Annotated in this window: 24 protein-coding genes; 8 read left to right on the top strand and 16 right to left on the bottom strand. The window is 56.3% G+C overall.

Going from position 1 to position 27,000, the window contains the following annotated elements; all coding sequences use genetic code 11:
- Window positions 1-3 precede the first annotated feature (3 nt).
- The 6 genes from gcvPA to KI809_RS13105 all read right to left on the bottom strand — a co-directional run bounded on the left by gcvPA (window position 4) and on the right by KI809_RS13105 (window position 7,523).
- Window positions 4-1,341 (bottom strand): aminomethyl-transferring glycine dehydrogenase subunit GcvPA, encoded by a 1,338-nt coding sequence (gene gcvPA / locus KI809_RS13130; protein ID WP_214172026.1) that lies wholly within the window; start codon window positions 1,339-1,341, stop codon window positions 4-6.
- 36 nt (window positions 1,342-1,377) lie between these two features.
- Window positions 1,378-1,752 (bottom strand): glycine cleavage system protein GcvH, encoded by a 375-nt coding sequence (gene gcvH, locus KI809_RS13125; protein WP_214172025.1) that lies wholly within the window; start codon window positions 1,750-1,752, stop codon window positions 1,378-1,380.
- A gap of 38 nt (window positions 1,753-1,790) precedes the next feature.
- On the bottom strand, window positions 1,791-2,882 hold the full coding sequence (gene gcvT, locus KI809_RS13120) for a glycine cleavage system aminomethyltransferase GcvT (RefSeq protein ID WP_214172024.1): 1,092 nt from the start codon (window positions 2,880-2,882) through the stop codon (window positions 1,791-1,793).
- Between the two features lie 122 nt (window positions 2,883-3,004).
- Window positions 3,005-3,181, bottom strand: coding sequence for a Rho termination factor N-terminal domain-containing protein (locus tag KI809_RS13115; protein WP_214172023.1), 177 nt, complete (start codon window positions 3,179-3,181; stop codon window positions 3,005-3,007).
- A 48-nt stretch (window positions 3,182-3,229) separates the two neighbouring features.
- A complete protein-coding gene (locus KI809_RS13110; RefSeq protein WP_214172022.1) occupies window positions 3,230-4,834 on the bottom strand; it encodes a thiolase family protein in 1,605 nt (534 codons plus the stop codon).
- Between the two features lie 112 nt (window positions 4,835-4,946).
- On the bottom strand, window positions 4,947-7,523 hold the full coding sequence (locus KI809_RS13105; RefSeq protein ID WP_214172021.1) for a sigma 54-interacting transcriptional regulator: 2,577 nt from the start codon (window positions 7,521-7,523) through the stop codon (window positions 4,947-4,949).
- A 201-nt stretch (window positions 7,524-7,724) separates the two neighbouring features.
- On the opposite strand from KI809_RS13105, the gene KI809_RS13100 reads away from it, so the two are divergent.
- The 4 genes from KI809_RS13100 (at window position 7,725) to KI809_RS13085 (ending at window position 10,810) form a co-directional block, all read left to right on the top strand.
- Window positions 7,725-8,078: a VOC family protein gene (locus tag KI809_RS13100; protein ID WP_214172020.1), complete on the top strand. Its 354-nt coding sequence runs from the start codon at window positions 7,725-7,727 to the stop codon at window positions 8,076-8,078.
- A gap of 138 nt (window positions 8,079-8,216) precedes the next feature.
- Entirely contained in the window at window positions 8,217-8,687 is a 471-nt protein-coding gene (locus KI809_RS13095; RefSeq protein ID WP_214172019.1) for a WbuC family cupin fold metalloprotein, read from the top strand.
- A 4-nt stretch (window positions 8,688-8,691) separates the two neighbouring features.
- The gene (locus KI809_RS13090; RefSeq protein ID WP_214172018.1) at window positions 8,692-9,288 is read left to right on the top strand and encodes an SH3 domain-containing protein; all 597 of its coding nucleotides are present in this window, start codon (window positions 8,692-8,694) and stop codon (window positions 9,286-9,288) included.
- Window positions 9,289-9,505: 217 nt separating this feature from the next.
- A complete protein-coding gene (locus KI809_RS13085) occupies window positions 9,506-10,810 on the top strand; it encodes a pyridoxal phosphate-dependent aminotransferase (RefSeq protein WP_214172017.1) in 1,305 nt (434 codons plus the stop codon).
- Between the two features lie 93 nt (window positions 10,811-10,903).
- On the opposite strand, the gene pckA is transcribed toward KI809_RS13085, so the two are convergent.
- Both pckA and KI809_RS13075 read right to left on the bottom strand, forming a co-directional pair.
- Window positions 10,904-12,496, bottom strand: coding sequence for a phosphoenolpyruvate carboxykinase (ATP) (gene pckA, locus KI809_RS13080; RefSeq protein WP_214172016.1), 1,593 nt, complete (start codon window positions 12,494-12,496; stop codon window positions 10,904-10,906).
- Window positions 12,497-12,671: 175 nt separating this feature from the next.
- Window positions 12,672-14,528, bottom strand: a complete 1,857-nt coding sequence (locus KI809_RS13075) for a phosphoenolpyruvate carboxykinase (GTP) (RefSeq protein ID WP_214172015.1) — start codon at window positions 14,526-14,528, stop codon at window positions 12,672-12,674.
- 259 nt (window positions 14,529-14,787) lie between these two features.
- Between KI809_RS13075 and KI809_RS13070 the strand changes: the two genes are divergently transcribed.
- The gene (locus KI809_RS13070) at window positions 14,788-14,979 is read left to right on the top strand and encodes a ferredoxin (protein ID WP_214172014.1); all 192 of its coding nucleotides are present in this window, start codon (window positions 14,788-14,790) and stop codon (window positions 14,977-14,979) included.
- Window positions 14,980-14,995: 16 nt separating this feature from the next.
- Here KI809_RS13070 and KI809_RS13065 read toward each other — a convergent pair whose 3' ends face one another.
- The 5 genes from KI809_RS13065 to KI809_RS13045 all read right to left on the bottom strand — a co-directional run bounded on the left by KI809_RS13065 (window position 14,996) and on the right by KI809_RS13045 (window position 19,006).
- A complete protein-coding gene (locus tag KI809_RS13065; protein ID WP_214172013.1) occupies window positions 14,996-15,172 on the bottom strand; it encodes a TFIIB-type zinc ribbon-containing protein in 177 nt (58 codons plus the stop codon).
- 127 nt (window positions 15,173-15,299) lie between these two features.
- On the bottom strand, window positions 15,300-16,370 hold the full coding sequence (locus KI809_RS13060; protein ID WP_214172012.1) for a pyridoxal-phosphate-dependent aminotransferase family protein: 1,071 nt from the start codon (window positions 16,368-16,370) through the stop codon (window positions 15,300-15,302).
- 112 nt (window positions 16,371-16,482) lie between these two features.
- Complete coding sequence (gene nrfD / locus KI809_RS13055) at window positions 16,483-17,736, bottom strand: NrfD/PsrC family molybdoenzyme membrane anchor subunit (RefSeq protein ID WP_214172011.1); 1,254 nt, start codon at window positions 17,734-17,736, stop codon at window positions 16,483-16,485.
- 2 nt (window positions 17,737-17,738) lie between these two features.
- Complete coding sequence (locus KI809_RS13050; RefSeq protein WP_214172010.1) at window positions 17,739-18,524, bottom strand: 4Fe-4S dicluster domain-containing protein; 786 nt, start codon at window positions 18,522-18,524, stop codon at window positions 17,739-17,741.
- Complete coding sequence (locus KI809_RS13045; RefSeq protein ID WP_214172009.1) at window positions 18,521-19,006, bottom strand: multiheme c-type cytochrome; 486 nt, start codon at window positions 19,004-19,006, stop codon at window positions 18,521-18,523. Before KI809_RS13045 ends, KI809_RS13050 begins: the two co-directional genes overlap by 4 nt.
- 277 nt (window positions 19,007-19,283) lie before the next feature.
- Here KI809_RS13045 and KI809_RS13040 point away from each other — a divergent pair, with 277 nt between their 5' ends.
- The 3 genes from KI809_RS13040 to corA all read left to right on the top strand — a co-directional run bounded on the left by KI809_RS13040 (window position 19,284) and on the right by corA (window position 23,508).
- Complete coding sequence (locus KI809_RS13040; protein WP_214172008.1) at window positions 19,284-20,813, top strand: cytochrome c3 family protein; 1,530 nt, start codon at window positions 19,284-19,286, stop codon at window positions 20,811-20,813.
- 383 nt (window positions 20,814-21,196) lie between these two features.
- Window positions 21,197-22,405 carry a tetratricopeptide repeat protein gene (locus KI809_RS13035; protein WP_214172007.1) on the top strand — a complete coding sequence of 403 codons (1,209 nt, stop codon included), beginning with the start codon at window positions 21,197-21,199 and terminating at the stop codon, window positions 22,403-22,405.
- 38 nt (window positions 22,406-22,443) lie between these two features.
- A complete protein-coding gene (gene corA, locus KI809_RS13030) occupies window positions 22,444-23,508 on the top strand; it encodes a magnesium/cobalt transporter CorA (RefSeq protein WP_214172006.1) in 1,065 nt (354 codons plus the stop codon).
- Window positions 23,509-23,530: 22 nt separating this feature from the next.
- Here corA and KI809_RS13025 read toward each other — a convergent pair whose 3' ends face one another.
- Genes KI809_RS13025 through KI809_RS13015 form a run of 3 tightly spaced genes read right to left on the bottom strand, consistent with a single transcriptional unit; the run spans window position 23,531 to window position 26,949 of the window.
- A complete protein-coding gene (locus tag KI809_RS13025) occupies window positions 23,531-23,704 on the bottom strand; it encodes a hypothetical protein (protein WP_214172005.1) in 174 nt (57 codons plus the stop codon).
- A 2-nt stretch (window positions 23,705-23,706) separates the two neighbouring features.
- The gene (galT, locus tag KI809_RS13020; protein ID WP_214172004.1) at window positions 23,707-24,732 is read right to left on the bottom strand and encodes a galactose-1-phosphate uridylyltransferase; all 1,026 of its coding nucleotides are present in this window, start codon (window positions 24,730-24,732) and stop codon (window positions 23,707-23,709) included.
- A 9-nt stretch (window positions 24,733-24,741) separates the two neighbouring features.
- Window positions 24,742-26,949 (bottom strand): glycoside hydrolase family 57 protein, encoded by a 2,208-nt coding sequence (locus KI809_RS13015; RefSeq protein WP_214172003.1) that lies wholly within the window; start codon window positions 26,947-26,949, stop codon window positions 24,742-24,744.
- Window positions 26,950-27,000: the final 51 nt, after the last annotated feature.

Genomic DNA, 27,000 nt, shown 5'->3' with positions numbered 1-27,000 from the left:
GCTTCAGCTCCTATTGATCAGTTTGTCAAGCTCAAGGGCCAGCCGGTCAATCTCTTCCCGGCTTCTTTTTTCGGTAACAGTGACCACCATGCAGTTCTCGGCGCCCTGGTAATACTGCCCCAGCGGCACCCCGGCGGCGATTCCTTTGGCAATAAGCTGCTCGACCACCCGGTCGGCATTGACCGGAAGTGAGATGGTGAACTCGTTGAAGGTAGGCGCGGCAGAGAGGATCGTTACCCCGGTGATTGCCGAGAGGGTCGCCTTGGCATATTCAGCCTTGTCGCGATTGAGCACTGCCAGCTCTACCAACCCCTGGCGGCCAAGGGCAGCCAGGAAAATCAGCCCCCGCAGTGCGCACAACGACTGGTTGCTGCAGATGTTGGAGGTCGCCTTGTGCCGTTTGATATGCTGTTCTCGCGCCTGCAGCGTCAGGACGAACCCCCGTCTCCCCTCACGGTCCACGGTCTCGCCGACAATGCGGCCCGGCATGTTGCGAATGTACTTCTTGCTTGCCGAAATAAAGCCAAAGGCAGGGCCGCCAAAGGAAAGATGGTTTCCCAGGCTCTGGCCGTCGCCGACAGCGATATCCACGCCCATCTCTGCAGGCGACTTTATCAATCCGAGCGCCACCGGGTAAACCGAGGCCACCAGCAGAGCGCCGCAGTTGTGAAGCTGCTCTGCCACCTGCGAGTAGTCGGCAATGCAGCCGAAGAAGGTCGGATTCTGCACCAACAGTGCGGCGCAGCGGTCATCAAGCTCACGATTCAGCGCCTGAAGGTCGAGCATGCCGTCAACCGGCGCCATTTCGACGATCTCTACCGAGAGGTTGGCCAGATAGGTTTTCAGCACTGCCCGGTAGAACGGATTGATCGCGCCGTCAACAAGCAGACGGCTCCGACCGGTGGCACGGAGCGCCATCATGGCAGCCTCGGCCAGTGCCGTGCCGCCATCGTAGAGAGAGGCGTTTGAAACATCATGCCCGGTTAGTCTGCAGATGGCGGTCTGATACTCAAACAGCGCCTGCAGGCTTCCCTGCGAGGCCTCTGGCTGGTAAGGGGTGTAGGCAGTATAGAATTCGGACCTTCCGGCCAGGTGATCCACTGCTGCGGGAATCAAATGATCGTAATAGCCGCCACCCACAAAATGGGTAATCTCGCTGTTCTGAGCGGCCAGCTGCTGCAGCCTGGCCAACATTTCGAACTCGGAGACACCTGTCGGCAGATCGAACGATTTGGCCCTGAGTGCAGCAGGGATAGGGCTGAACAGTTCCTGGATACTGCCGACGCCGATTGCGGCGAGCATATCTTTTATTTCACCCGGGGTATGGGGAGTAAAATTCATTGCAGCCTCTCCGTTTCACATTTAAAGATACGCCTACTAGAGCCCTTTCAGGTACTCTTCGTACTGTTCGCGGCTCAGCAGTTTTGCAACCTCGGCAGTGTCGGACATCTCCAGGCACGCCATCCACGCAGCACTCTCGGCAGATTCGTTGACGATCTCAGGGGTTGTTTCCAACGCCTCATTTATCGAAACCACCTTGCCGGAAACCGGTGCATAAATATCGCTGGCCGCTTTTACCGACTCAATGGCGCAGAGCACCTCGAATTGCTTGACGCTCTTACCGGTTGCCGGAAGTTCCACAAAAGTGACATCACCCAGCTGGTGGGCAGCAAAGTCGGTAATGCCGATCGTGGCGATATTCCCTTCAATTTTGACCCATTCATGTTCCTTGGTGTAATACGTTGCTGGCATGGCAAACTCCTTGATAATTAAATTGAAACGAAGGTTTGTTATCTTCTGAGCGATCCGCCGTCAAAGAACGGCAGTCCGCAGATCGACGCCTCCATGCTGACCTTCTCATGGCGGACGGTTATCGGTGTGTCTACGGCAGCAAATTTGGGGTCTACTAAAGCCAGGCCGATACCGCAGCCGAGCATGGGCGAAAAGGCACCGCTGCTGACCGTGCCGATCCGGGAATCGCCGGCCCAGACCTCGTAATGATGCCGGGGCGAGCGCCTGGAACCGACCCGGAAGGCGATCTTGGTCCTGCCAACCCCTTGAGAACGCTGCTTCAGCAAAGCCTCCTTGCCGACAAACTCTTTATCGAAAGTGACGAACATCTCCAACCCTGCCTCCAGCGGAGTAATCGACTCGTCCAGATCATTGCCGTAAAGGCTGTAACCGACCTCCAGCCGGAGGAGATCCCGCGCGCCCAGACCGGCAGGCTTGACGCCTGGGTCTTGCATGATCCTGTCCCACAGCTCGACCACTTTGTCTGCCGGAAGAAAAATCTCGTAGCCAAGTTCCCCGGTGTAACCGGTGCGGCTGACAATGGCATCAGAACCGAGAATAGTCATCTTGATGAATTTGAAGTAGGGAATGGTGGCGATCTCGGAGCCGAACAGCTTAACCAGGATATCCCGGGACAATGGCCCTTGAATGTCCAGCTTGCCAATAGCGGCAGAGATGTTGGTGATCAGCGACGGATCTTTAAGGCGGGAAGAGATGACCGTGAAATCGTTGTCTGCCGTGGCAGCATTGACGACAATCATCGCCTCGTCAACAGCGATGCGGAAAACGATCAGGTCATCGATGATCCCCCCCTGATCGTTCAGAAGGAACCCGTATTTGGAGCGTCCGACCGGGATGCCGGCCACGGAGAAGGTAAAGACATCCTCCAGGCCGCCTGACACGATATCACCTTTGTAGAGGAATTCCCCCATGTGGCAGATATCAAAAATTGCGGCCTTTTCACGACACCAGCGGTGCTCGGCAATAATCCCCTCGTACTGGATCGGCATGTTCCAGCCGCCGAACGGGGCAATCAGAGCGCCAAGTTCCGTATGTCTTGCAATAAGCGGTGTTTCCCTGAGCTGTTCCATTGCTACCCCCCCCTTGCTGGGATGGGTAACTCTAGCCGATTTGCTCTGGTTTGTAAATCGAAAGAAAAGCCCTTGTGCTTCAAGCAACAAGGGCTGAAAATCCGTTTAGTTGCGGCAGTTCGTCAGCAGTCTTCGCGCCAGGCGCACCCCGCCTGGCCGCACTGATCCGCCTTGCCGCTGTTGTAACATTCCTCGTTCCCCTCGGCGCGCTGAATCTCCCTGATCAGGTCCGATTTTTTCATCTTGCCCGGCTTGATTCCCAGCCCTTTGGCAACTTCCTTAACATCATCCATTTTCATCTTTTGTCTCCTTTTTGAGGTTATGCGACCTAATGCATTCCGTAATTACTAACTCTTCCCGGCAAACTTCCGCCAACCGGTTTCGGCAAGCTCGACCAGGCCGTTCAAGGTCCGTTCGTAAAACCGCTTTACCGGCATCCGGTTGACCAGGATGGCGTCGTCCGACCGCTCCAGGCTGATGCGGTCGCCCGGCTTCAGGACAGAGATCTCGTTGTGATGCTCTCCATCAATCCCGAACAGGAAACTGAACCGGTTATCTTTGTAACGGCAGGACACTATCATGATGATTGCTTCAGGCCTACCGGTCTTGTAATCAAAACGGGTGGTCGACGTGACGAAGCTTCCTTCAACCGGGCCGTTCAAGGCCAGCAAGGCTTCCACAGTCACATCCTTGGGCTTGAGCTTGCCAAGCGACGGGAGCCCCCAGGATCGGTACGGCTGCGGGGAGCGGCTCCGGTAATGATCGGTGCGTTCCAGCAAAATTACCACATTATTATTGATCGGGCCGCCGATCGAGTGGGAAAGCCCGGCCTTGAACCCCTGTTCCATAATAAGTCGGTGATTTTCAGCCACCTGGATCATGCCGGTTGCCCCCAGAGGGTGACCACGCCCCTTGAGCCCGCCGGTCAGGTTGGTCGGAAAGGCGCCGCGATCCCCGGTCAGACTATCGTCAAGCAGTGCATCAAGCAGCCTGTAACCCGGAACAATGCCGAGATCGACCATATTAATCGGACCGAAGCCGTTGAACGGGTCGTGCATGTTGACATGAAGCTTTCCGGCAAACTCCCTGATATTCTTTATCCCGGCCATGCCATAGGCCTCAGCTGCAGCACGCACCGTGGCAGGAAAGGAGTGAAAGTACTTCCGGTCGGCGATGGTCGGGATATCGGTTGCGCTGCCGACTCCAGCAACCAGCACCGGATGAGGCCTGGAGGTCAGAATGACTGCAGCAACACCATCCGACATCGGACAAAAATCGTGATAGCGTAACGGCGCCCAGTAGCGATAATTCTTGCCGCTTTTGATCTGCTCGAAATATTCGGCAACCGGCAGCGGAAAGTTGAGATGGGCATCAGGGTTGCGCGAAGCATAGCGGTGCGCCCGCTCGGTCAACAATGCGGAAAAAGCGCTCCACTCCTCGTAGCTCAAACCAAGTCGCTCGATGAGCGCCCTGGCAACCAAGGCACCGCAGGCCGGCATAGTCAGGCCGAATTCGGACTCGTCGCGATCGATCACCCCGGCCACGATTCTGGTGGCATCCAGGGTGCTGACATCACTCATCTTCTGGATGCCAAGCGCCAGCACATGATCGCAACTGCCGGAAGCCACCATCAGATAGGCGTTTTCCAGGGCCGAGGCGCCGGACGATGAAGCGGTGTCGATCAGTACCGACTTGCTCCCTGAAACCCCCAGCACTCCCGAAACTTTGGAAGCAGTGTTGTCGACACCGGAGAAGGCGCCGGGGTTCTGGCAACCGACCACAACCGCATCAATCTCCCGGCGACGGATAGCGCTCCGTTCAAACACGGCCCCACCCTTTTCGGCAAGTTCGAGAAAGGAGAGGCTTTCGCGCTCCTTGCCGTTGTATCGCCCTACCGGAGCGCTATACGATGCGGCGACATAGACCTGTCTGGGTTTGAAACCATTATCCATGTGGTAACCATTGAGCAACAAGCAATGTAAGAGAAATCTTATTCAAAAGAGGATAGCACGGATTTGCAGAAAAAAAAGGGATGGACTAACGAAATGGGGAAAAGCAGCGGTGCTAGAGGATACAGAGAAAGACAGCCGCCGTGATGACCACCATCAGACGGTGCCCGGAGAAACAGAAACGGTGCAGGTTATAATGCCGCTTCAGCCGGTTGAGGACAATCCAGGAGAACACCCCGCCAGACACTATTGTGGGATAGATCAATAGCCGAAGAGTACCGAAGTCCGGGGTGAGCTGCTGCAAATCGAGCCATTCACCAAGGCCGATAGCCGCGAGCGTCAGCGGCACCAGCTCAGCGCCACCTTCAACCAGCGCCCGGAAATAATAGACGAACAGCCCGGTAAAGGCCAGGGGCAGGTAGGCCAGACTGCAGATGGTAAAGGTCGCCTTCCAGCGATGGCTGCGGCCGCCCACTGAAAAGAGCATCGCCATTCCAGTAAATGATGCGGCAATCAGCAGTGCGGTCAATAATTCTGCCGGCTCCCAGACCCTTTGGGGGAAGACCTCCGGCTGACGCCCGAAAATGAACGGCGTGCCTTTGGCAGCAATCACGACCGCCACCAGGGTTATGCTGAAAACAGCTTCGTGAAAACCACGGCGCGCCTGGTTGAGCACCCCCCACGAGGGGTTGCGGAGGTCGAGCTGCATGGAGTGATGCGGGCAGTTGCGCACGCAGTCGAGGCAAAGTACACAGTGGTCCGCATTGTCAATGCCGGTCGGATGGAGTCCCATGGGGCACCCCTTTTCCCTTACGCAGTCATCCACCCGGCACCGGCTGACACAGACATTATGGTTGCTGTGCATCTCCAGCATCGCTATCCGGGAGATCAGACTGACAATCCGGCCGAGCGGACAGAGATATTTGCACCAGCCGCGGCGTCCCAGATACAGGTCCCCGGTTATCGTGGTGGTCAGCAGTGTCAAGAGCAGCATCCCGGTGGCGAACGCCCAGGAAAACATCCCGGTTGCCTGCTCGGCCAGGATGATCACCACCAGCCCGGAAAGGCTGAAGGTAGGCCCCCACTGCCGCAGCCAGTCGGATGGCTCGCGCACAACCCGCTTGCTGGTCCCCAGAAACTCGCCGATCGCCTCCAGCGGACAATAGCTGCACCAGCCACGGGCAAAGAAAAATCCGGTCAGCAGCAGCGCCGGCCACCAGAGGGTCCAGACTGCCAGGTTTGCAGCATTATCAAATACTGGCCCAAACAGCGTGTAGAGAAGCACCACGAGAAACAGGGGCACCGTGGTCCAGCGAAGAATGCGCGGAAAATCCGGGCGCCTGGCCAGGTTTTCAACTGCCGGCAGGGTAAGCAGGTTGAAGCGCCCACCCTCGAACAGCTGGCCCTGGAGAAATATCTGCTCGGCCAGCAGCTCTTCTCCATCGCAGACGACCACGGCGCGGCTCAAGACCTGGTACAACTCGCTGCCATTGAGCGGCCAGTCATGGTCAACCAGTAAGTTGAGCGCATCCTGCGACAGCCGCACGACATTCTTGTGATGCTTGGTGTTGAGCGTCCGGAGCAGGCTCCGGGCTATGACCGGAATATCCTTTTTCCGTTCACGCAGCGGAGACATCATGATCGTCTCGCTACCCAGATTGTCCAGGAGCTCTTGATTGAACGCTCCGGATTGAGCCAGTTGCGCCAGCGGCTCGCCGCTGGTGGCAATTATCCTGACTTGGGCGAATCGCCACTCGCTCTCGCCGTGCCTTTTGAAGCTGCCGCTTTTTATGAACGACAGCAACCGCTCCTGCATGGGCAGGGTCAGGCAATCGACATTTTGCAGGATCATATCGCCGCCGGAGGCGAGTTCCAGCATCCCCCTCCTGACTCGCCGGCTGTAAACCGCTCCCTCCGGTGCATGGCCGAACAGGGCGACCTCCTGCTCAGTTTCCAGAAGTGACTCATCTTTGCCACCCTGCTTTGCAGGTTCTGACTGACCTATCACCGGCGGCGGCGACGAGCAGTCAAGAAACAGGACTGGCCGGGCAATGTCGCCATGGAAATGGATCAGCCGGGCAGCAAGTTCCTTCCAGGTGCCCGGCTCTCCCAGAATCAGCACATTATCAGGGGATGAACCCAACTGGTCGAGCCGCCGGTTAAGATCCTTGACCCACAGCGAGTTGCCGGGAAAGGCGCCGAACTCCGGCAACAGCTGCCAGCCGATGACATTGGTCATAACCTCGCGGTGTTCGCGTTCGTCACGCTGGTGGCGCTGGGCCCAACTGCCAAGCAGCCGGGCCAGGTCGCGGCAGAGGTTGGCGTACAACAGCGGGGTCTCGGAGAGCAGCTCTTCAAAGTCGCTCCTGAGGAGTTTGGCGGCACGTACTTCGGTTATTGCCCGCACATCAGCGGTGCGCGGCTCTCCGGTCAGGATGGCGCGTTCGCCGAAATGCTCTCCCTTGCCCAGCTCCGCAATATTGAGGATCTGTCCGGTCGCCTCCTGCAGCTCAACGCGTACCCTGCCATCGAGGATGAAAAACAGCGCGTCAGCCGGTTCATCCTTGGACAAAATGACCATGCCGGACAAAAATACACAATTCCGGAGACGGCAGGCGATCCGGGAAAGATCGGCTTCATCCAGGCCGGAAAAGAGGCGAATCGCTTGCAAATCAGTTGAAACGGCTGTCACAGTTGAGATATTCCCGGTTGACCTGGATTGGCACCGCGCTGAACAGATCGCGGTTGAACCGTGATATCTAGCAAGTACAGGGCCAGAGAGGCAATACCAACCCAACTGTGGCTTATTTGCACCCCTATGCAAGAAATGCACTTGTAATGGCGGCACCCCTCTGCTATGAAGAAGTCAACCTTTGATAGCGGGAGGATTCCAGTGGTAGAACGAATGAAAAACGTAGTGGTTTTCGTCAAAGATACCGCAGCGGCCAAGATATTTTACAAGGAACAGCTCCAGCTCCCGGTGGCCAACGAAACCGATTTTATGATCGAGTTTTTTCCGGGGTCAAGCAGCACGCTGGGTGTTGCCACAGCCCTGCACGAGGCGGCCTTTCCCCTGGTAGGGCGTCATACCGGCATTACCCTCCAGGTGAAGGATCTGGACGCCTTCTGCAAACGGCTGACTGAGGCCGGGGTAACTTTTGCCGAGCCTCTGGAGCAGACACCCTGGGGCAAGATGGCGGTGGTGATGGATCCGGATGGCAACCAGATCGCACTTGTTGATCGATGATAATGCCGCTTTTCCGCAATCTCTGCGTAAGTCTGCACTCGTGTTCGTCGGAGTAGCGCTGCTACGCCTCCTTGCACTCGCTTGACAGCCTTGATCTTGCGAAAAATCGACATTCTCTGAAAATTTACCGAGGCATAAATGAAAATAATCACTACCGAAACACTCTCCCAGCTTTCTGCCGAAGCCAGGAAAAACCCGCGCAAGCGGAAGAATCTCAACCTGCACCTCAGTGATGATTTCTGCAGCCACCGGCTGTTCAATGCCATCGAACCGGGGTCATACATCCCTCCTCACCGCCATCTGGATCCCAACAAGGACGAGACCTTTGTCATCGTCAGCGGTGCCTTGGGAGTCCTCATGTTCAATGACGACGGTACAATCGACAGCTCGGTGGTGCTCACTGTCGGCGGCCCGGCTATCGCAGTGGATATCCCGCACGGCCGTTTCCACGGCGCGGTCAGCCTGGCGCCGGGCACGGTGTTTTTCGAGGCCAAGGCAGGCCCCTACCGCCCGCTGCTGCCGGAAGAGCAGGCCGGATGGGCGCCTCAGGCCGACAGCAGTGACTCATGCCAATACCTGGCAATGCTCACCGCACACCTTCTGGAGTAACCGGGTGCGTTTTACTGCGTTTCTCATAACCCTGGCAATCTTTATCCATAGCAGTGCATGGTCAGCTCCGGCCAAGCCCCGTCCTCTGGCCGGTATCGGTGTACTTTCCCTACAGATCACCGGCACTGAGCATGGCGGAGCGCCGACAACACTTGCCCTGTACCGTGAACCGGGCGTCGGTCGCCTGGCAGATCTAGATCTAGTCGATTTCCCAGCAATGTCGCCGGCCATCAAGAGTGCAGCAGGCTGGTATCATTTAGCCGTTACCCAAAAACGCGGCGACTGGCTCAAGGTCATTTACGACGATAGCGGCCGCGAAGGCTGGCTGGCAATGGGACGCGGGGCACAATACAAGTCCTGGGCCAGGTATCTGCAGGGGAGTGAAGCCAGGCTGCTGAACGGACTGAGAAAAGAATTCTACCAGTTAAGGCCGGCACCATCGTCCGCAATCAAGCCGGTCGGGACCGTCAGCAAGGAAAAGAAGCTCCGTGTCGTGGAGCTTGAGGACTCCTGGATGCTGGTGCTAGTTGATCTGGAAAATTCGGGATGGCTTCGCTGGAAGGATGACGACGGCAGACTGCTGATTTCAACTGAAAAGTAACATCGTTACAAAACCATTGACGGTTTAAACCGTCTGTGCTATTCGGATATCTATGATTATCGGATCGATTTACATCACGGCAGCAGCACGAGCTATCAGCGCAGCGGCAGCAAGCGCCGCAATCATGCCCGCCGTCCGGTAAGCATCAGCTCTATACAAGCATTCATACTACCGGCCGCGGGAACACCCTGCGGCCTTTTTATTTTCGGAGGCAACAATGAGAAACCAGCTCGTACCACCCAGCGCCGGCAAGATCACCTACGAAATCCGCAACATCGTCAATGTGGCGGAAAAGCTGCAGAAGCATGGGGTAAAGATCAACTGGGAGAATATCGGCGACCCGATCGTCAAGGGAGAGATGATCCCGGACTGGATGAAGGAGATCGTTGCCAAGGCAGCCATGGAGAACGACTCTTACGGCTATGCCCACACCAGGGGGGTCCTTGAGACCAGGGAGTTTATCTGTAACCTGACCAACCGGCGGGGCGGAGCCCAGATCACGCCCGACGACATCATTTTCTTCAACGGCCTGGGCGATGCCATTGCCAAGCTCTACGGGGTGCTCAACCATGAAACCCGTATTCTCATGGCTTCACCCTCCTATACCACCCATTCCTCGGCCGAGTCGTCCCATGCCAATGCGCCGGCGATCTGCTTCAGCCTCGATCCCAATAACCGCTGGTATCCGGATCTGGCAAAGGTCCGCAACATCGTCAAATACAACCCGGCCATTGCCGGTATCATGATCATCAACCCGGACAACCCGACCGGCATGGCTTACCCGGTGGAGACCCTGAAGGAGATCGTGGCAATTGCCAAGGAGCACGACCTCTTTATCCTGGCGGATGAGGTGTACAACAACATCGTCTATAACGGCGAGAAGACGGTACCTATTTCCGACGTCATCGGTGATGTCCCGGCCATTGCCATGAAAGGGATCTCCAAAGAACTGCCGTGGCCCGGCTCTCGCTGTGGCTGGATCGAGGTGTACAACTTCGACAAGGACGAGCGCTTTCAGCATTATGTCAACGCCATCCTCAACACCAAGATGAATGAGGTCTGCTCCACGACCCTGCCGCAAAAGGTGATCCCGGCCATCATGAGCCACCCGCAATACCCGGTCTACCTGGAAGAGCGCACCCGGCGCTATGAGCAGATGAGTAACATCACCTGGAACTTCCTCAAAGATGTTCCGGGGCTCATGGTAAACCGGACCAACGGCGCCTTTTACCTCGCTGTCGCCTTTAAGGACGGAATGCTCAATGACCGCCAGTCGCTGCCGATCGAAAACAGCGAGGTTCGCGAACTGGTCGAGTCCCTGGTCAATGCCCCCGGGGTCTCGCTCGACAAGCGCTTCGTCTACTACCTGCTTGCCGCTACCGGGATCTGCATCGTGCCGCTCTCTTCTTTCAATACCCCGCTCCAGGGCTTCCGCGTCACCCTGCTGGAAAAAGACCCGGCGGAATGCGAGCGAATCTACCGAATCCTGGCGGAGAAAATCAAGATCTACCTGGCATCCTGAAACAGACAATCCGGCAGACAATAAACGAGGGGGCGGCTCAGGCCACCCCCTCTTGTTACTTCCCGGCAAAAAATCTTACCACCAAAGCTGTGGCTACATGACCTTGGCCACCTTCTCCGAAACATACTGCTTATACTGCTCGAAGTTTTTCCGGAACAGCTCCACCAACTCTCCGGCTGTTGCGTCATAGGCAGCCTTGTCGCTCCAGGTGTTTCTCGGATCAAGAACCTCTGCCGGCACGCCGGGGCATACCTTGGGAATGTCGAGTCCAAAGAACCGGTCTTTATCGAACTCGCCGTCAATAAGAGTGCCGTCAATCGCAGCGTTGACCAAGGCCCGTGAATAGGCGATCTTCATCCGGCTGCCAACGCCGTACCCCCCTCCGCTCCAACCAGTGTTAACCAGCCAGCAGTTGACGTCATGCCGGGCGATCTTTTCTCCCAGCAGCGTGGCATAAACCGAAGGGTGCAAGGCCATGAACGGCGCGCCGAAGCAGGCGGAGAAGGCGGCCTGGGGCTCAGTGATTCCGGCTTCGGTCCCTGCCACCTTGGCAGTGTAGCCAGAGAGAAAATGGTACATCGCCTGCTCCGGAGTAAGCCTGGCAATCGGCGGCAGCACACCGAAGGCATCGCAGGTAAGCATGATCAGGTTCTTGGGGTGCTCCCCCATCCCTGACTTGACGATGTTCGGAATATGGGTGATCGGATAGGACGCCCTGGTGTTCTCGGTGAAAGAGTCGTCATCCAGATCGACCCGGCGGCTTACCGTGTCGATGGCGACGTTTTCCAGGATGGTGCCGAAGCGCCTGGTGGTTTCATAGATCTCCGGTTCGGAATCCTGGGACAGCTTGATGATCTTGGCGTAACAGCCCCCTTCGAAATTGAAGACCCCTTTGTCGTCCCAGCCATGTTCGTCGTCGCCGATCAGCCGCCTGCCCGGATCAGCGGACAACGTCGTCTTGCCGGTTCCGGACAGACCGAAGAAAATGGCCACATCCCCTTTGTCCCCGGCATTGGCCGAGCAGTGCATCGACATGACCTTACTATCAAGCGGCAGCAAATAATTGAGAATCGTGAAGATCGATTTCTTGATCTCTCCCGCATAGCTGGTGCCGCCGATGATGATCACCTTTTGGGCGAAGTTGACAATAATGAAGGTCTCGGTATTGGTGCCGTCAACCGAAGGAATGGCGTGAAAATTCGGCATGTCGATCACGGTAAACTCGGGCTTATGAACGACAAGCTCTTCAGCGGTGGCGCTGATGAACATATTGCGGGCAAACAGTGAATGCCAGGCCTTCTCGGTTATCACCCGCACCGGCAGTCGATGCGCCGGACTAGCCCCGGCAAAGCAATCCTGTACAAACAGGTCCTTGCCATGCATATAGGCAAGCATCCGCTTGAACAGGGCATCAAATTTCACCGGGTCAAAGGGGCGGTTGACCTTGCCCCAGTTGATATGCTTATGGCAGGACGGCTCATCGACGATGAATTTCTCGTTGGCTGCCCGGCCGGTGTAGTGGCCGGTTTTTACGGCAACAGCCCCGAGATGGGTCACCAGCCCTTCGCCTCGCTTGACTATCTGCTCGTAAAGCACCGATGTCGGCGCTGTCCAGTAGATCAGGTTGGCATTGGTAATGCCGTGCTCTTCAAGACCGGTGCCGCGAGTGATGTCGTTAAGCCTCATAAGCTATCCTCCATGGTGAGTTATGAATCATAAGACTCCATTCGGATTATACCCGGTACGACAGATTCAGCAATGGCGGGAGCAGATATAAAAAGAGGCCGGGTCATGAGCGAAAATTCCGATCAATAACCCAGCCTCTTTATCTGCTGCTCTACGTTATGCTATTTAACGAGAATTACTCGTTCCACCCTTCCGGATGGACATCGCCGATCTGCTCCCAATGCTCCGGCGAACGCCAGAGAGAAGAGAGGATCAGCTCCCGGATATGGAGGAATTCCTTGGGGAGACGGTCATACATCTTGACGAACAGCTCCTCGTGGGAGATGACCTCATTCTGCCAGACGTCCCGGTCGACCGACATCAGGTCATTGAACTTCTCGCGAGGCATATCGAGCCCTTCCCAATCCATGTCCTCGTAGCGCGGCATCCAGCCAAGCGGGCTTTCGACCGCAGCAGCATGACCCTGAACTCGCTCGACAATCCATTTCAGGACCCGCATATTATCGCTGTAGCCCGGCCAGATGAACTTGCCGTCGGCATCCTTGCGGAACCAGTTGACGCTGAAAATCCGCGGCGGGCGGGGGATGGAGCGGCCGAACTGCAGCCAGTGAGCAAAGTAGTCGGCCATGTGGTAGCCGCAGAACGGCAACATGGCGAACGGGTCACGACGGACATTGCCGGTGGCACCTACTGCCGCGGCAGTGGTTTCCGAACCGAGGGTTGATGCAAGGTAAACCCCGAAGTTCCAGTTGAATGCCTGGTAGACCAGCGGCACGGTGTCCTTACGACGGCCGCCAAAGATAAAGGCGCTCATCGGCACCCCTTTGGGGTTTTCCCAATCGGCGTCAATACTCGGGCACTGGTATGCCGGCGAGGTGAAGCGTGAGTTGGGGTGGGCAGCCGGACGGCCACAACCCTTGGTCCACTCGTTCCCCTGCCAGTCAGTCAGTTTCTCCGGTACTTCACCGTCAATTCCTTCCCACCAGACATCACCGTCTTCGGTCAACGCCACGTTGGTGAAGATGGAATTCTTTTCGCAGGAAATCATGGCATTGGGGTTGGTCTTGTAGTTGGTGCCGGGAGCAACGCCGAAATAGCCATTTTCCGGATTGATTGCATAGACCTGACCATCGGGGCCGGGCTTGATCCAGGCGATGTCGTCACCGATGGTGGTTACCTTCCATCCCTTATCCTGGAAAGATTTGGGCGGAATGAGCATGGCAAAGTTGGTCTTGCCGCAGGCGCTGGGGAATGCTGCACCAACATAGGATTTTTCACCGGTGGGAGACTCGACGCCAAGGATCAGCATATGCTCGGCCAGCCACCCCTCATCTTTACCCTGCTTGGAAGCGATACGCAGGGCCAGGCACTTTTTACCGAGCAGGGCGTTGCCGCCGTAGCCGGAACCGAACGACCAGATGGCGCGCTCCTCAGGGAAATGAACAATGTACTTCTCTTTATTGCATGGCCAGGCGACATCCTTCTGGCCTGGCTGCAGCGGTGCGCCGACTGAATGGAGACAGGGGACAAATTCACCATCCTTGCCGAGAATGTCCAGCACCGCTTTACCCATGCGGGTCATGATCTTCATATTTACGGCAACATAAGGGGAGTCAGAGATCTCAACGCCGATCTTGGCGATGTTCGAGCCAAGCGGGCCCATGCTGAAGGGGATGACGTACATGGTACGACCCTTCATGCACCCTTTGAACAGCTTGTGCAGGTTTTCCTTCATCTCTTTCGGGTTCATCCAGTTATTGGTCGGACCGGCATCCTGTTTGGAAAGGCTGCATATGAAAGTGCGGTCCTCAACCCTGGCAACGTCAATCGGGTCAGACCAAGCCAGGTAGCTGTTCGGCCGCTTCTCGGGATTCAGCTTTCTGAAGGTGCCGCTTTGCACCAGAAGATTGCAAAGTTCATCGTATTCCTCTTGTGAACCGTCACACCAATGGATCCTCTCCGGCTCACACATGGCCGAAACTTCCTCAACCCACTTCAACAGCTGTTCATTCTTCGGAACGTCGTAACTCATTAACCTTGCCCCCTCTCAGATATTTAATTGAGCTTCTTCAAACTGCGAAGCCCATAATCGAGCCGAATGCTTATTTACCGGTTGTTACAGTTTGGGAAACTACCACAAAAATCACGAATTAAGGAAGAATAAAATTACGTGTAATATGAATAAAAATATCGTGACATGGGTCGGAATGGCTTCAACAGCCGATTGACAGGCAATTGCCCCGTGATACAATTCAGGGCACAATAAGAACAACCGAAAGGAATCAATGAAAATGTCCAGAATCCCTTACGTTGACAGGGAATTATGCATCAGCTGCGGACTCTGTGTTTCGACATGCCCGGGGGTGTTCCGGTTCGGCAGCGATTCGAAATCAGAAGTATACAACCCGACCGGCGCCGAAGAGAGGAAAATACAGGAAGCCATTGACGGCTGTCCGGTCCAGTGCATTTCGTGGCAGGATTAAAACGACCTCGATTAGTCTATTTTTTGTCTGCCTGCTTGATGATATCCAGTTCGTGACGGTCACCGGTCACCTTGATCCGCCAGACAAGACCGCAGGTGCCGCACTCTTTTACCGGCGATGTTTCTGCAGAAAACCCTTCAGAATGCATGTCAATTTCAACAGCTTCTCTTCCACCGCAATTCGGGCACTTCATTGTAATCTCCTTTTTTTGCCCCGGAGACAATCCGGGGCTCTGTCTCTTCCACATCAAGTTATGCTTTTTGTCACAACTGCCTTTAGGTTAAACCATAACTGTCTTTTCGGCAACAACAGTGCAATCTTTACATTTCAGCCAATTGCCGGTCGATCTCCGCAAGCAGGCCGTGAAGATCGGCCAGCTGCATATCGCCCATGTGAGCAATGCGGAACGTCTCACCCTTGATCTTGCCATAGCCGTCGTCAAAGGCATAGCCGGCTGCGGCAAGGCGCTTTTTGAGGGCGGCGAGATCAGTCCCCCTGGTGTTCCTGGCGCAGGTCAGGGTCATTGACAGGAACCGTTCTTCGGGGAAAAAGCTGTAGCCGCGCTCGATTACCCAATTTCTGACCAGAGACGCCATCTCCTTGTGCCGATCCCATCTCTTCTCCAGTCCCTCGGCAAAAATCCGCTCCAGCTGGCAATCCATGGCATAGATCTGGGAGATGCAGGGTGTCGACGGAGTGTTGTCCTTGTCGTCATTGGTGGCAAACTCGATGAAGTCAAAGTAGTAACCGCGCCCTTCAACGGTTTTGGCCCGGGCCAGTGCCCTTTCGCTGGCAGTGAACACCGCCAGCCCCGGCGGCAGGGCAAACGCCTTCTGGACGCCGAAGATGCAGCAATCGATGCCGAGTTCATCAACCGGGATCTTCAGGGCACTCATCGAGGACACGGTATCGATAATGGAAACGACGTCCGGATACTTCCGCAGCACCTCGGCAATTTCCGGCAACGGCGACATCACGCCGGTGGAGGTCTCGTTGTGGATCAGGGTCATGGCGTCGTATTTGCCGGTAGCCAGCGCCTGGTCCACCATTTCGGCGGTAATCGGCTTGCCCCACTCTGCCTTGAAGGCATCGGCCTCTTTGCCGCAGCGCTTGGTCACATCGTGCCATTTGTCGGAAAAAGCGCCATTGCAGAAGTTGGCGCACCGCTTTGCCACCAGGTTCCGGATTGCGCCTTCCATAACGCCGAAGGCGCTGGAGGTGGCCAAGAACACCCGGGAGTCGGTAAACATCAGTTTTTTAAGGTTATCCGTAACCCGCTTGTGCAGTTGGGCATACTCTGCCATCCGGTGCCCGATCATCGGCTTGGCCATGGCAGCCAGGATTTCTGGAGCAATCTCAACCGGCCCCGGGATAAAGAGTTTTTTGTGCATTTTGATCTTCCCCTGCAAAATCGAAATAGAGCATTGCCAAAACGGAAATGTCACCAGAGGCTAACAAATGCCGGAACTGCTTGTCAATAGCCCCACTGTAAAATTCGGACGGTCAGTGCGTATCCTTGACCGGAAAAACCGGGATCACCTTGTTGAGACCCCAAAACAGGACAAACGGCGTAATCGCCACCAGCAGCGCTCCGAACAGCCCTTCCTTGAAGGTCTCCAGGTTATCCGGCCAGATCGGCAGATGATAATGCATAAACCCGCTAAACGAGGAGGAGAACGCCTGGCCGCCGATGACCACGTTCCAGCGCATCATGAATACGCCAAGCAGCACCAGCAGGGTCCCGGCTACGGCACGACGGATCGTCAGACGCGGCAACAGCAGCAGGAAAAACGGGATCAGGTTGCCCATGCCGTACTGGATCACGAAAATATTAACAAAATCCTTGCCGTAGATGACGCTCCTCAGGATATCCCACGACTTGACGGCGGTGTACCCGCGGAAGATCAGGTCTAGCAGCTCCAGGGTAATCGCCAGAATCAGGAACATGACCAGGTAGCGCGCTGTCATGGTGACCACCTGCAGCTCCGCGCTTTTCATCTCGTCGAGCAGCGGCAACGCCGGACTGCTTTTTTGCTTCCAGGCATGCAAGGCCTTGCGGATCTCCATGGTGGCAATGTAGGTGACAATGCAGAGCGCAATCCCGGATACCACCGCCGAGCAGATGAAGATCACCGGCATCAGCGGCGTCATCCACAGGGCATTGGCCTTTACCGAGCCGAAAATGAAACCGGCGTAGCCATGGAGGAAACAGGCCACTGGGATACCGGTACCGGCCAGCAGCTTGACCGCCCGCTCATCCTTTTCCAGTGCCTGTTCGCTGATATCCCAGGCGCCGAGGGTCAGCACCGAATAGAGCACATAGCGAAACTGTTGCGTGACACTCCGCCCGGTCAGCTGCCGCAGTTCCAGAGCGGTTTCGACAAAGTATTTCCGGTAGACAAACCAGAGCTCCGCCGCCACGATCATGCCGTAGGTAGTGAACACAATGCCGAAGGCGGCAATAGCAGAAGTGAAATGAGGGGTCATCATCACCTCGATGCCGCGGAACGGGAACTGGAGATGCAGCAGCAGCGGCATCATGGCCACCGGCAGCAGGGCAAAGGAGAAGACCAGGGAAAACCGGGCGATCTCCTTCAACTGCTTCACGCCGAAGACATGATAGAGCGACGACAACACGAAAGCACCGGCAACCAGACCGGTCATGAACGGATACATCACGATCTGGATGGTCCAGTAGATATATTCATTGGGGTAGACAAACAGCTCCTTGGCGGTCCAAACCTCACCATGCACCATGGCTACTTCACCTCCTTGGACATGCCTAAATAGAAGACTTGCGGTTTGGTGCCATACTCCTCTTTCAAAACTGCAACCCGCTCGGTCATGATGATCCTGGTCACCGGGTCCTCAGGGTCCTTGATATTGCCGATGGTGCGCGCCCCGAAGGGGCAGGCTTCGACGCAGGCGCTCTTCATCCCCTTGGAGATCCGGTGGTAGCAGAAGTTGCACTTCTCTGCCGCCTTGTACACCGGATGGAAGAATCTAACCCCGTACGGGCACCCCATAACGCAGTAGCCGCAGCCGATGCACCAGGTGCGGTCCACCAGCACCACCCCGTCAGGGGTTTGGTACGTTGCGCCAACCGGGCAGACCTGGACGCAGGGCGGATTTTCGCACTGGTTGCACAGTTTGGGCACAAAAAAGGCCTTGGTGATATCCTCATCCCTGATTTCCAGCATCCCCTTACCGGCCTGGTCAATGGCCTTTGTGGTAAAGCCGTCCCGGGCTGCCTTGGGTGAGTCGGTATGCACCTTGCCGTCCCTGGTGACCACGTATCGCTCAACCCAGGTCCTGGAAACATTGGCATCATAGGGAATCTCGTTCTCCAGCTTGCACGCCCTGACACAGAAGCCACAGCCAACGCACTTGCGGGTATCAACCAGGAACACCCAGCGGACCTTTGCCGGATCCTGTTTTTCGGCCAGCAGCCGCTGCGGGTTGAAGATCTCCAGGCCGGCAACCGGCACGGCCACACCACCGATGAAAAGCATCGCTTTTTTACAGAAATTCCGCCGGGAAATCATCGCTTGGCCTCTTTTCTCACCGCAGCCCGTAACGGGTTATGCGGATAATGGCACAGGACACACTCGGCCTCGGGATGGTGCGTCGCCGGGTTGATCCCCTTGATGCCGCCCCTGGCACTGTTAGGGTACGGCAGTTTGAAGTGGCAGCGCACGCAGAGCTGGCGGCTCCGGTTGATTTCCAGGGTGCGCGGATCCTGTGGATGGCCCAGGGCCGGGCCATGGCAGTTTTCGCACATTATTGCCGCATGAGGGGAATCCTTGATATCCAGATATTTGTCCTTGTGACAGTTAATGCAATAGGCAGTGGTCCGATACTTCACCTTGATGTTTTTCCAGTCGGTCTCGTTACCTTTCCGATGCCAGCCATACATGTACCCCTGCTCGTGAATACCGAAATCATCGGGCACCAGCACCAGCCGCATGCAGAGGATTGTGGCAACAACAGCCAGTGCCACAAACAATGGTCGCCAGACATGACTCATAGCGCATCGCCTTTCAGAAACTTTCTGGTTAAAACAGCACTTCGGCTTAAAAGCAGTTCTTTGACTTTAATCATTTTATAACAGCGTTCATTAGATGCAAGCTGTGCAAAACAATAATCCTCTGGCAAGGCTTGAAACCCGCAAAACTTTCAGTAAGATGAGATGGAAATGATTATAAATTTTTGTTTTGACAAACCACAGCACCGCGATATAGATTTACCAACCTTTGGCCTTTAACTAGGCAGTTTCAATAAGATTTTCTTAACAAGGAGCAGCTATGCACAAGACTTTCAGGTATGCATGGAACATGGTCAGTATTGCCGGGATGATCATTGCAATTGTCGCCACAGGGCTGATCATTGCATTCCTCTCCATGGAAATCATCATGGGGATTGACCACCCCTATCTCGGTCTGCTTACCTTCTTCCTCTTCCCTGCCATGCTTGTTACCGGGCTCCTGATTATTCCTGCCGGCATGTGGCATACCAGGAACAAACTGCGCGCAGCCGGCGCCGGCGCCGTCATCCCGCCTCTGCCGAGGCTGGACCTGAACGACAAGCACCAGTTGAAACTGACGGTGTTCTTTTCCATCGCCACAGTGGTGTTCGTGCTGCTGATAACCATCGCCACCATCAAAGGCTTTGAATTCACCGAATCGACGACCTTCTGCGGCGAACTGTGCCATGTTGTCATGAAACCTGAGCATACAGCCTGGAGCAACTCCCCCCACGCCAAGGTCAAGTGCGTTGAATGCCATGTCGGCCCAGGCGCCGAGTGGTACGTCAAGGCCAAGATCTCCGGTCTGCGCCAGGTTTGGGCCGTACTCACCCACTCCTTCCCGAGCCCGATCGAGACCCCGATTGAAAACCTCCGCCCGGCCCGGGACACCTGCGAACATTGTCACTGGCCTGAGAAGTTCTATTCAGGCCGGCAGAAGATCTTCTATCACTATGCCCCTAACGAGCAGAACACCCCGCGCGAGGTCAACCTGCTGATCAAGATCGGCGGCACCCCCAAGTCGCCTCACGCCATGGGCATCCACTGGCACATCGGCACCGAGGTCAACTACATCGCCCGGGACAAAAAGCGCTTTGATATCCCGTATATCGCGGTAAAAGAGAAAGACGGCTCCATCACCGAGTACATGGACAGCGAAAAACCGCTGACCAAGGATGAAGTCGCCAAGGGTAAAAAGCGGATCATGGACTGCACCGACTGCCACAACCGGCCGACCCACATCTACCATTCGCCGGGTCAGGAGATGGACGAAAGCATCGTGTCCGGCAAGGTCGATTCAAACCTGCCGTTCATCAAGAAGGTCGGCGTGGAGCTGCTTGAAAAGCCGTACAAGAGCACCGAAGAAGGGGTAAAGGCGATCGAGACCGGCATCAAGGATTACTATGCCAAGAATTACCCCAAAATAGCCCAGGAGAAGGCCGCCGGCATTGCAGACGCGGTACGGCATATCCAGGGGATGTACAAGCGCAATTACTTCCCGGAGATGAAGATCACCTGGAGCACCTATCCCAACCATATCGGCCACTTCTACACGCCGGGGTGCTTCCGCTGCCACGACGGCAAGCACAAGACCGCCAGCGGCAAGATTATCTCCAAGGACTGCAACCTCTGCCACACCGTCATCAGCCAGAAGCAGGAGAACATCCCGGCCGGCACCCAGGTCAAGGATTTCGTGCATCCGGTTGATATCGGCGACGAGATGATGAAGACCAACTGCAGCGAGTGCCACCTGGCAGCAGGCCATGACGTGCCCGGCGGCGGCGAAGGGAAACAGTCCAAGCACCATTGATTATTGAAGCGCCATCCGGCTGAACAGTTGCCGGAATCCATATCCAGGCTGCCCGCGAACACGGGCAGCCTTTTTTATTGCCGCCTGCCATAGCCTGCGCACCATTAATAAACAGCCCTAATAAAGCCATTTTACTCAAAGCTCAATCATGCTATAACCTACCGAAACTATGTGCTACAGCCAAAAAGGTAGCCCATGAAGACGTGGGTCTAGTACAGCCGGGGAAAAGACAATAGTTTCTTATATAAGAAACCTCATAGGCATCTTATATAGGAAATATATTTCCTATATAAGAAACAAGTTTCCTATATAGGGAAACTGTTCAACAACGAGTTGAGAAAAGAAATTAGAACTTACTCCCCACAGAAAAGGACAACTTAATTATGGGTTTTTTCGACAAGATCTTGGGAAAGAATGCTACAGAAGATACGACAACACCTGGGGAAGTTGATTTCATTGCTGCCCTGGCGATGCACCTGCGCGGTGAAGTGGACGCGGCGCTTACCACCTATGCCAGGCTTGCCGGAGAACACCCCGACGATAACCTTATCCCGTTTTTTGCTGCAGCCGCCAAGGCCAGCAAAGGAGACATCGCCGAGGCGGCGGAGAACCTCCGCGCGCTCAGCGAGCAAAGTTCAGCGAAAGGTGAGACCATTTCCCGCGCCATCTCGCTCGACCTGGCCGCGCTGATCAACGGCGCGCCGTTTCTGACCGTTCCGGCTATTGCCGAGATCATTGGCTCTTTAGGAGACCAGCTCAAGGATGAGGGGTTTGTTCAGGCAAGCGCGGTTTGTTTCGAAATCGCCGCAGGACTCGTGCCGGACAATGCCCATATGCTCCATAAGCTTGGCGATACGCTTCACGACCTTTGCATCTACGACTACGCGGAAAACGTGCTGCAGGAAGCGCTGAAACACGCGCCGAACCACTGGGGGGCGATCTATACCTATGCCGTACTGTTGCAGGACCTTGGGCGGTTCGCCGAGGCGATTGACTATTATGAAAAAGCGGTCAAGCTGAACCCGGACCATGCGCGCTGCCAAAACAATTACGGCGCCGCCCTGATGATGTCCAACCAGCTCGAAGCAGCCCTCGCCCATTGCACTTTGGCCGCAGAGCTGGACCCTGAGTTCCCGTTGGCCCAGATCAATCTCGGCAATATCCAGTTGCTGATGCAATCCTACGAAGCCGCTCGCAACAGCTTCAGCGCGGCAATCGCCCTGGATGAGAATCTAGCCAAAGGCTATTTCGGACTCGGCGCGGCTGAGGAATCCCTGGGCAGCGACCCCGGGAAAATCCGGGAGTTGTACTTGAAGGCCATTGAACTCAGCCCCGCATTTCCCGAGGCCCATCACGCACTGGGCAACCTGCTCGGTCGCGCAGGCAATCCGGAAGCGTTAGAACACTTTGCCGCGGCAGAGCAATTGGACAACACCCTGGCGGATCTCCAGAGGGATTTCGGCACTGTCTGCCTGCAGTTGGGACAACGGCAGGAAGCGCTGGTACACTTGAGAATGGCGCTTGAGCAAAACCCGGATGACGCTACAGCCCGGGAAATTCTTGCGCAGGCAGAAGCTGACAATCCGGCGTAAGCCGAGCATCCAGCTTCATTCATCATCAGGCGGTAACCATGGTCCGGACCATCAAGAAGAGATCAGTGAAGAGCGGCCTGCCACCCGGCACCCTCGTCCACATTGGCGAGCTGCGCGACCGGGATATCAGGATCTCGGTCATGAATTACCATGCCGGAGGATGCGAGGAAAAGGAGATCAAGGCCATTGAGGAGTGCATGAGCCACTCCGATACCGCCATTGTCAGCTGGATCGACGTGGAGGGGTTGCACGAGATCGAGGCCATCCGGCAGCTGGGAGATTGCCAGAAACTGCACCCCCTGGTCCTGGAGGATATCCTCAATACCTACCAACGCCTGAAAGCCGAAGATTACGGCGATTACCTCTACATTGTCCTGAAAATGCTGCGTATCAACACAGACGGTGAGATCGTCACCGAGCAGGTAAGCCTCGTCCTGGGGAGCAATGTCGTTATCTCCTTCCAGGAAGGGGTGGAGGGGGACGTATTCAACCCGATCAGGGAACGGCTCAGAAACGGCAAGGGGAAGATCAGGGAACTGGGGGTCGACTACCTCGTCTATGCCTTGATGGACGCCATTGTTGACAACTATTTCGTGGTAATGGAGCAGGTGGGGGAACGGATCGAGGCGTTGGAAGACGAGGTGATGGCCGATCCGTGTCCGGAGACAGTGCGGAAAATCCACCAGCTGAAGCGTGAGGTGATCCTGCTGCGCAAGGCAATCTGGCCGCTGCGCGAGGTGATTGGCGCCCTGGAACGCCGGGATTCGCAGCTGATCAGCGAAACAGTGGTGATCTACCTGCGCGACATCTACGACCATACCATCCAGGTGATCGATACCATCGAGACAAGCCGGGACATGCTGTCTGGCATGCTCGATGTCTACCTGTCGAGCATCAGTAACCGGATGAACGAGATCATGAAATTCCTCACCATCATCGGCACCATCTTCATCCCCCTCACCTACATTGCCGGTGTCTACGGGATGAACTTCCAGTTCATGCCCGAGCTTCACTGGCAATGGGGGTATTTCGCCTGCCTCGGCCTGATGCTGTCAGTCGCTGTTTCCCTGCTTTTTTATTTCAAACGGAAAAAATGGCTGTAACTGAGGCAGGGCAGCGCCAGATTCACTGCTCCTCTTCGGTCATCTCAGGTTCTTCATCGGGCAGTTCGTCGTCGTCAAAATCGTCGGCCATGATTCTTTCGAGGAATTTCCGGTTATCGTCGATCACCCGCTTGATCTCGCTGGTGAGTTCGTCCACCACGCCCTTCTCCTGCTCGGTTGCCTCCGGTTGAGCCATGGTCAGACCTCTGCCTCCCGAAGAAATGCTGCAGCATCCTCCGGCGCCGTCGGATTAATGTAGAAACCGGTCCCCCATTCGAAACCGGCAATCTGGGTCAGCCGCGGCACCAGCTCGATGTGCCAGTGGTAATCCCAGGCCAGGGAGCCCCAGTAATCGGGCTTGCCGAGACGCTGGTGCGCGGGTGGCGCCGTGTGCAGGATGAAGTTGTACGGCGGATCCTTGAGTACCACTTTCAGCCGGCAGAGCATATCCTTCATGGCTTGCGCCAGCGCCCCCAACTGGCCGTCATTGAGCAGGGCAAAGTCATGGCAATGCTTCTTGGGAAAAAGCCGCAGCTCGAACGGCGATGCCGAGGCATAGGGAGTCAGGGTAACGTAATCGGGAAACTCCTTGACCACCCGCTCGCCACAGGAGATCTCGAAATCAATCATGTCGCAGAAGATGCAGCGCTCCTTGGTGGCAAAGAACTCACGGCAGGCATTGAGCTCGGTCGTTGCCACCGGGGGAATCAGCGGCACGGCGATCAGCTGACTGTGGGAATGCTGGAGCGTAGCGCCGGCCAAGGTGCCATGGTTCTTGAACAGCACCATGTAGCGCAGCCGGAAATCCTGGCGAAGGTCAAGGTAGCGTGCCCGGTATGCCTTGAGGACATCGGTGAGCTCGGCAATGGAAAGGTCGGCCAGTCCCCGGTCATGGTCCGGAGTTTCGATGATTATTTCATGAGCGCCAATGCCGTCCATGACATCGTAAAGCCCATAACCGCGGCTCTTCACCTCCCCCTCAACCCGTAATACCGGATACTTGTTCGGGATGACCCGCACCTTCCAGTTGGGGGTATTGGCAGGGCCCGGCGGGCGAATGGCGAAGATCTCCTGGGGGGTGCGCGCCTCGTGGCCATAGCAAAATGGGCAGCTGATCATGGTGGTAGCCGGGGTATCCTGGTGGAAATCCAGGGGACGGCGCCCCCGTTCGGTGGCGATGATTACCCAATGTTTTTTGAGGGGGTCCCAACGAAGCTCGGACATCGACTCTCCTTAAATCAGCCAGTTATCAAGTTCCAGACTGTCACCCAGGTACTTTAATTCCATCGGCGCATCAGCAGGCCACCGACCAACTTCCTCACCGTCTCGCTGCAGCGTTATATAAAGCTGCAGCGGCTCTCCCTGAACCGGCTTGATCGCAGCAAGGGGCAGGGTCACCTCGCAGATCTTGCGGATCTTGTAGCGATAGCGGTTCCTGGTGGCACGGAAACCGCTGGCACTCTTTGCCGCAAGATAGCCGCTATCTTCGCTGCGGCCAATCGCCAGACGATACTCCTTCTGCCGGGCACCGATAAAAATATACAGCGTATCTGTTGAGCCGAGCAGCTGATCCAGGGCAACAGCCCCATCGATCCGGAGATGGAGCGATTCCCGGTCATAGGCGTAGAAAAAGGAGTGGAGGCTGCTTTCCGATGAGTGCATGGCCGATGACTGGCGCGAGAGATCGAAGAGACCCGCCGGGAGCCACTCGAAATAATCAGTCACCAGACCGTCGATCACCGGGGTTATGAACGAGGACGGTTCACGGACAAAACCGGCTTCCCGCGTCTTTTTGATCGGCTCGTACAGTTCCCGCGGGAGATCCTGGCCCAGAAGCCGGTAGATATTGATCAGATGCTTGCGGAACAGCGCGTCGAACCGGTCGGCATGCGCCGAGAAATGATCGTCGCCGTACCACCAGAACCAGTCGCTCCCCTCTGCGGCAAAGAGCGCCTTGCAGATCAGCCGGGCCGTGTCGTCGGCCTCGACCGCCATGTTTGACGCGCCCCGGCCTGCCGCCAGCAGCGCGGCGACCTGGGGATTCCGGGTGACAGCCGCCTCGCGGGCCCGCTCCAGGTAGTCCCAGGCAAGGTTCTCTTCCGGATGGCCGACCCAGATGCCGTAATTGGCATTGATCCACGAGCCGGGGTGAATATGGGTCAAGGTCTGCTTCGGCTTGATTGTTGCCACCGCCTCTGTGGCTGTGACCAGCCGGAACTCCGCAGAACCGGCAATGGCGGCATAGAGCGTCGACAAAAACGGGTTGGCATTGTCCGGGTAATATTCCCAGGCATTCTCGCCGTCAAGGATGACCGGCACCAGGCTGCTCGTTGGAAACTGTTGCCGGATCCGGCGCAGGCGCTCCATGAAATCCTCGATGGCGCGACCGGTGTCCCACTGGGAATAAGTAAAACCGATCAGATCGGAAAGTGCATGGTCGCGGAAGATCACCCCCAGCTCGGCACCGTCGCAGCCAAAGCGGTAGGGGTGATACAACCCTTCGCGGTTCTGGCCAGTGATGCCGGGCACCGTATGCTGCAGGATCGCCTCGTCGGTTGCAGCCCATTTGATGCCGCAATCGCAGATGATCTTGAGCGCTTCATCGCTCACCGACCCTTCTGAGGGCCACATCCCTGCCGGGGTAAAACCGAAGATTCGTTCAAAGCAGGCAATACCTTCCATGATGTGGCTGCGGGCATCCTCGGGGTGGCAGAAGCGGGCCGCCGGGATATTGGCCTTGGGCATTGACACCTGGGCGATCTTCATGTCGCATAGCAGTGGCAATATCGGGTGATAGTAGGGAGACAGGGACAGCTCGGCCTTTCCCTCGTCATGAAGCTTGCGGTACAGCGGGATGATGGCGTTGATGACCTCTTGCTGGGCGGCAAAAAGCCGGTCACGATCCGCAACGGTATAATTGCGCCCTTTGGCCAGCAGCTCCCGGAATTCGGGCCAGCGGTTCCGCGCTGCCTCTCCGGTCCAGGCCAGGAAAAAGCAGACCTGGAGATCGATGATCTCCTGGCGGCGGAAACTGCGGATGCTTGCCTGGCGCTTGGCGGCATCGCCGTCACCGGCCAGCTGCAAGAGTTCGAGGTAACGCGGCTGTGGCTCGATCATCCGCTGCCGGTTGGCAGCAAAGAAGATATCGAGCATCAGGGCAATATCGTCCTCGGTCATGTCGCCGGGGTCCATCCGGCCAAGCCTCAGCACCGGGTCATTGGCTGTGCCGGCCGCATAATCTTCAAGCTGTTCCAGGAGCGACGGCACCAGGTTGAACACCGCTTTGGCCCCGGGAGTTGCCGCGACGATCGCCGGCATGTCGTAATAATCCTTCACGGCATGCAGGTAGGTCCAGGGGAGCACATACTCTCCCCTGACCGGATCTTTGTAGAATGGCTGATGCATATGCCAGATAAATAGTATGTCGAGCGGCTTTGACATCAGTGCCTGTACCTATGTTGTTAACAGTAATGAAACGTTGGCCAGCCGGTT

The sequence above is a fragment of the Geoanaerobacter pelophilus genome, from assembly GCF_018476885.1.
Classification (GTDB): Bacteria; Desulfobacterota; Desulfuromonadia; order Geobacterales; family DSM-12255; genus Geoanaerobacter; species Geoanaerobacter pelophilus.
The sequence above is the reverse complement of the archived record's forward strand: the minus strand, read 5'-3'. Positions and strand labels throughout refer to the sequence as shown.

Excerpts from the sequence above, each read along its gene's own strand:
- KI809_RS13045 (WP_214172009.1), bottom strand. The coding sequence starts at position 19,006 with ATGAGTCATGTCTGGCGACCATTGTTTGTGGCACTGGCTGTTGTTGCC.
- KI809_RS13085 (WP_214172017.1), top strand. The coding sequence starts at position 9,506 with ATGAGAAACCAGCTCGTACCACCCAGCGCCGGCAAGATCACCTACGAA.
- KI809_RS13070 (WP_214172014.1), top strand. The coding sequence starts at position 14,788 with ATGTCCAGAATCCCTTACGTTGACAGGGAATTATGCATCAGCTGCGGA.
- KI809_RS13015 (WP_214172003.1), bottom strand. The coding sequence starts at position 26,949 with ATGTCAAAGCCGCTCGACATACTATTTATCTGGCATATGCATCAGCCA.
- KI809_RS13060 (WP_214172012.1), bottom strand. The coding sequence starts at position 16,370 with ATGCACAAAAAACTCTTTATCCCGGGGCCGGTTGAGATTGCTCCAGAA.
- KI809_RS13040 (WP_214172008.1), top strand. The coding sequence starts at position 19,284 with ATGCACAAGACTTTCAGGTATGCATGGAACATGGTCAGTATTGCCGGG.
- gcvT (WP_214172024.1), bottom strand. The coding sequence starts at position 2,882 with ATGGAACAGCTCAGGGAAACACCGCTTATTGCAAGACATACGGAACTT.
- gcvH (WP_214172025.1), bottom strand. The coding sequence starts at position 1,752 with ATGCCAGCAACGTATTACACCAAGGAACATGAATGGGTCAAAATTGAA.
- corA (WP_214172006.1), top strand. The coding sequence starts at position 22,444 with ATGGTCCGGACCATCAAGAAGAGATCAGTGAAGAGCGGCCTGCCACCC.
- KI809_RS13035 (WP_214172007.1), top strand. The coding sequence starts at position 21,197 with ATGGGTTTTTTCGACAAGATCTTGGGAAAGAATGCTACAGAAGATACG.
- KI809_RS13050 (WP_214172010.1), bottom strand. The coding sequence starts at position 18,524 with ATGATTTCCCGGCGGAATTTCTGTAAAAAAGCGATGCTTTTCATCGGT.
- KI809_RS13025 (WP_214172005.1), bottom strand. The coding sequence starts at position 23,704 with ATGGCTCAACCGGAGGCAACCGAGCAGGAGAAGGGCGTGGTGGACGAA.
- gcvPA (WP_214172026.1), bottom strand. The coding sequence starts at position 1,341 with ATGAATTTTACTCCCCATACCCCGGGTGAAATAAAAGATATGCTCGCC.
- KI809_RS13095 (WP_214172019.1), top strand. The coding sequence starts at position 8,217 with ATGAAAATAATCACTACCGAAACACTCTCCCAGCTTTCTGCCGAAGCC.
- KI809_RS13110 (WP_214172022.1), bottom strand. The coding sequence starts at position 4,834 with ATGGATAATGGTTTCAAACCCAGACAGGTCTATGTCGCCGCATCGTAT.
- KI809_RS13075 (WP_214172015.1), bottom strand. The coding sequence starts at position 14,528 with ATGAGTTACGACGTTCCGAAGAATGAACAGCTGTTGAAGTGGGTTGAG.
- KI809_RS13115 (WP_214172023.1), bottom strand. The coding sequence starts at position 3,181 with ATGAAAATGGATGATGTTAAGGAAGTTGCCAAAGGGCTGGGAATCAAG.
- nrfD (WP_214172011.1), bottom strand. The coding sequence starts at position 17,736 with ATGGTGCATGGTGAGGTTTGGACCGCCAAGGAGCTGTTTGTCTACCCC.
- pckA (WP_214172016.1), bottom strand. The coding sequence starts at position 12,496 with ATGAGGCTTAACGACATCACTCGCGGCACCGGTCTTGAAGAGCACGGC.
- KI809_RS13065 (WP_214172013.1), bottom strand. The coding sequence starts at position 15,172 with ATGAAGTGCCCGAATTGCGGTGGAAGAGAAGCTGTTGAAATTGACATG.
- galT (WP_214172004.1), bottom strand. The coding sequence starts at position 24,732 with ATGTCCGAGCTTCGTTGGGACCCCCTCAAAAAACATTGGGTAATCATC.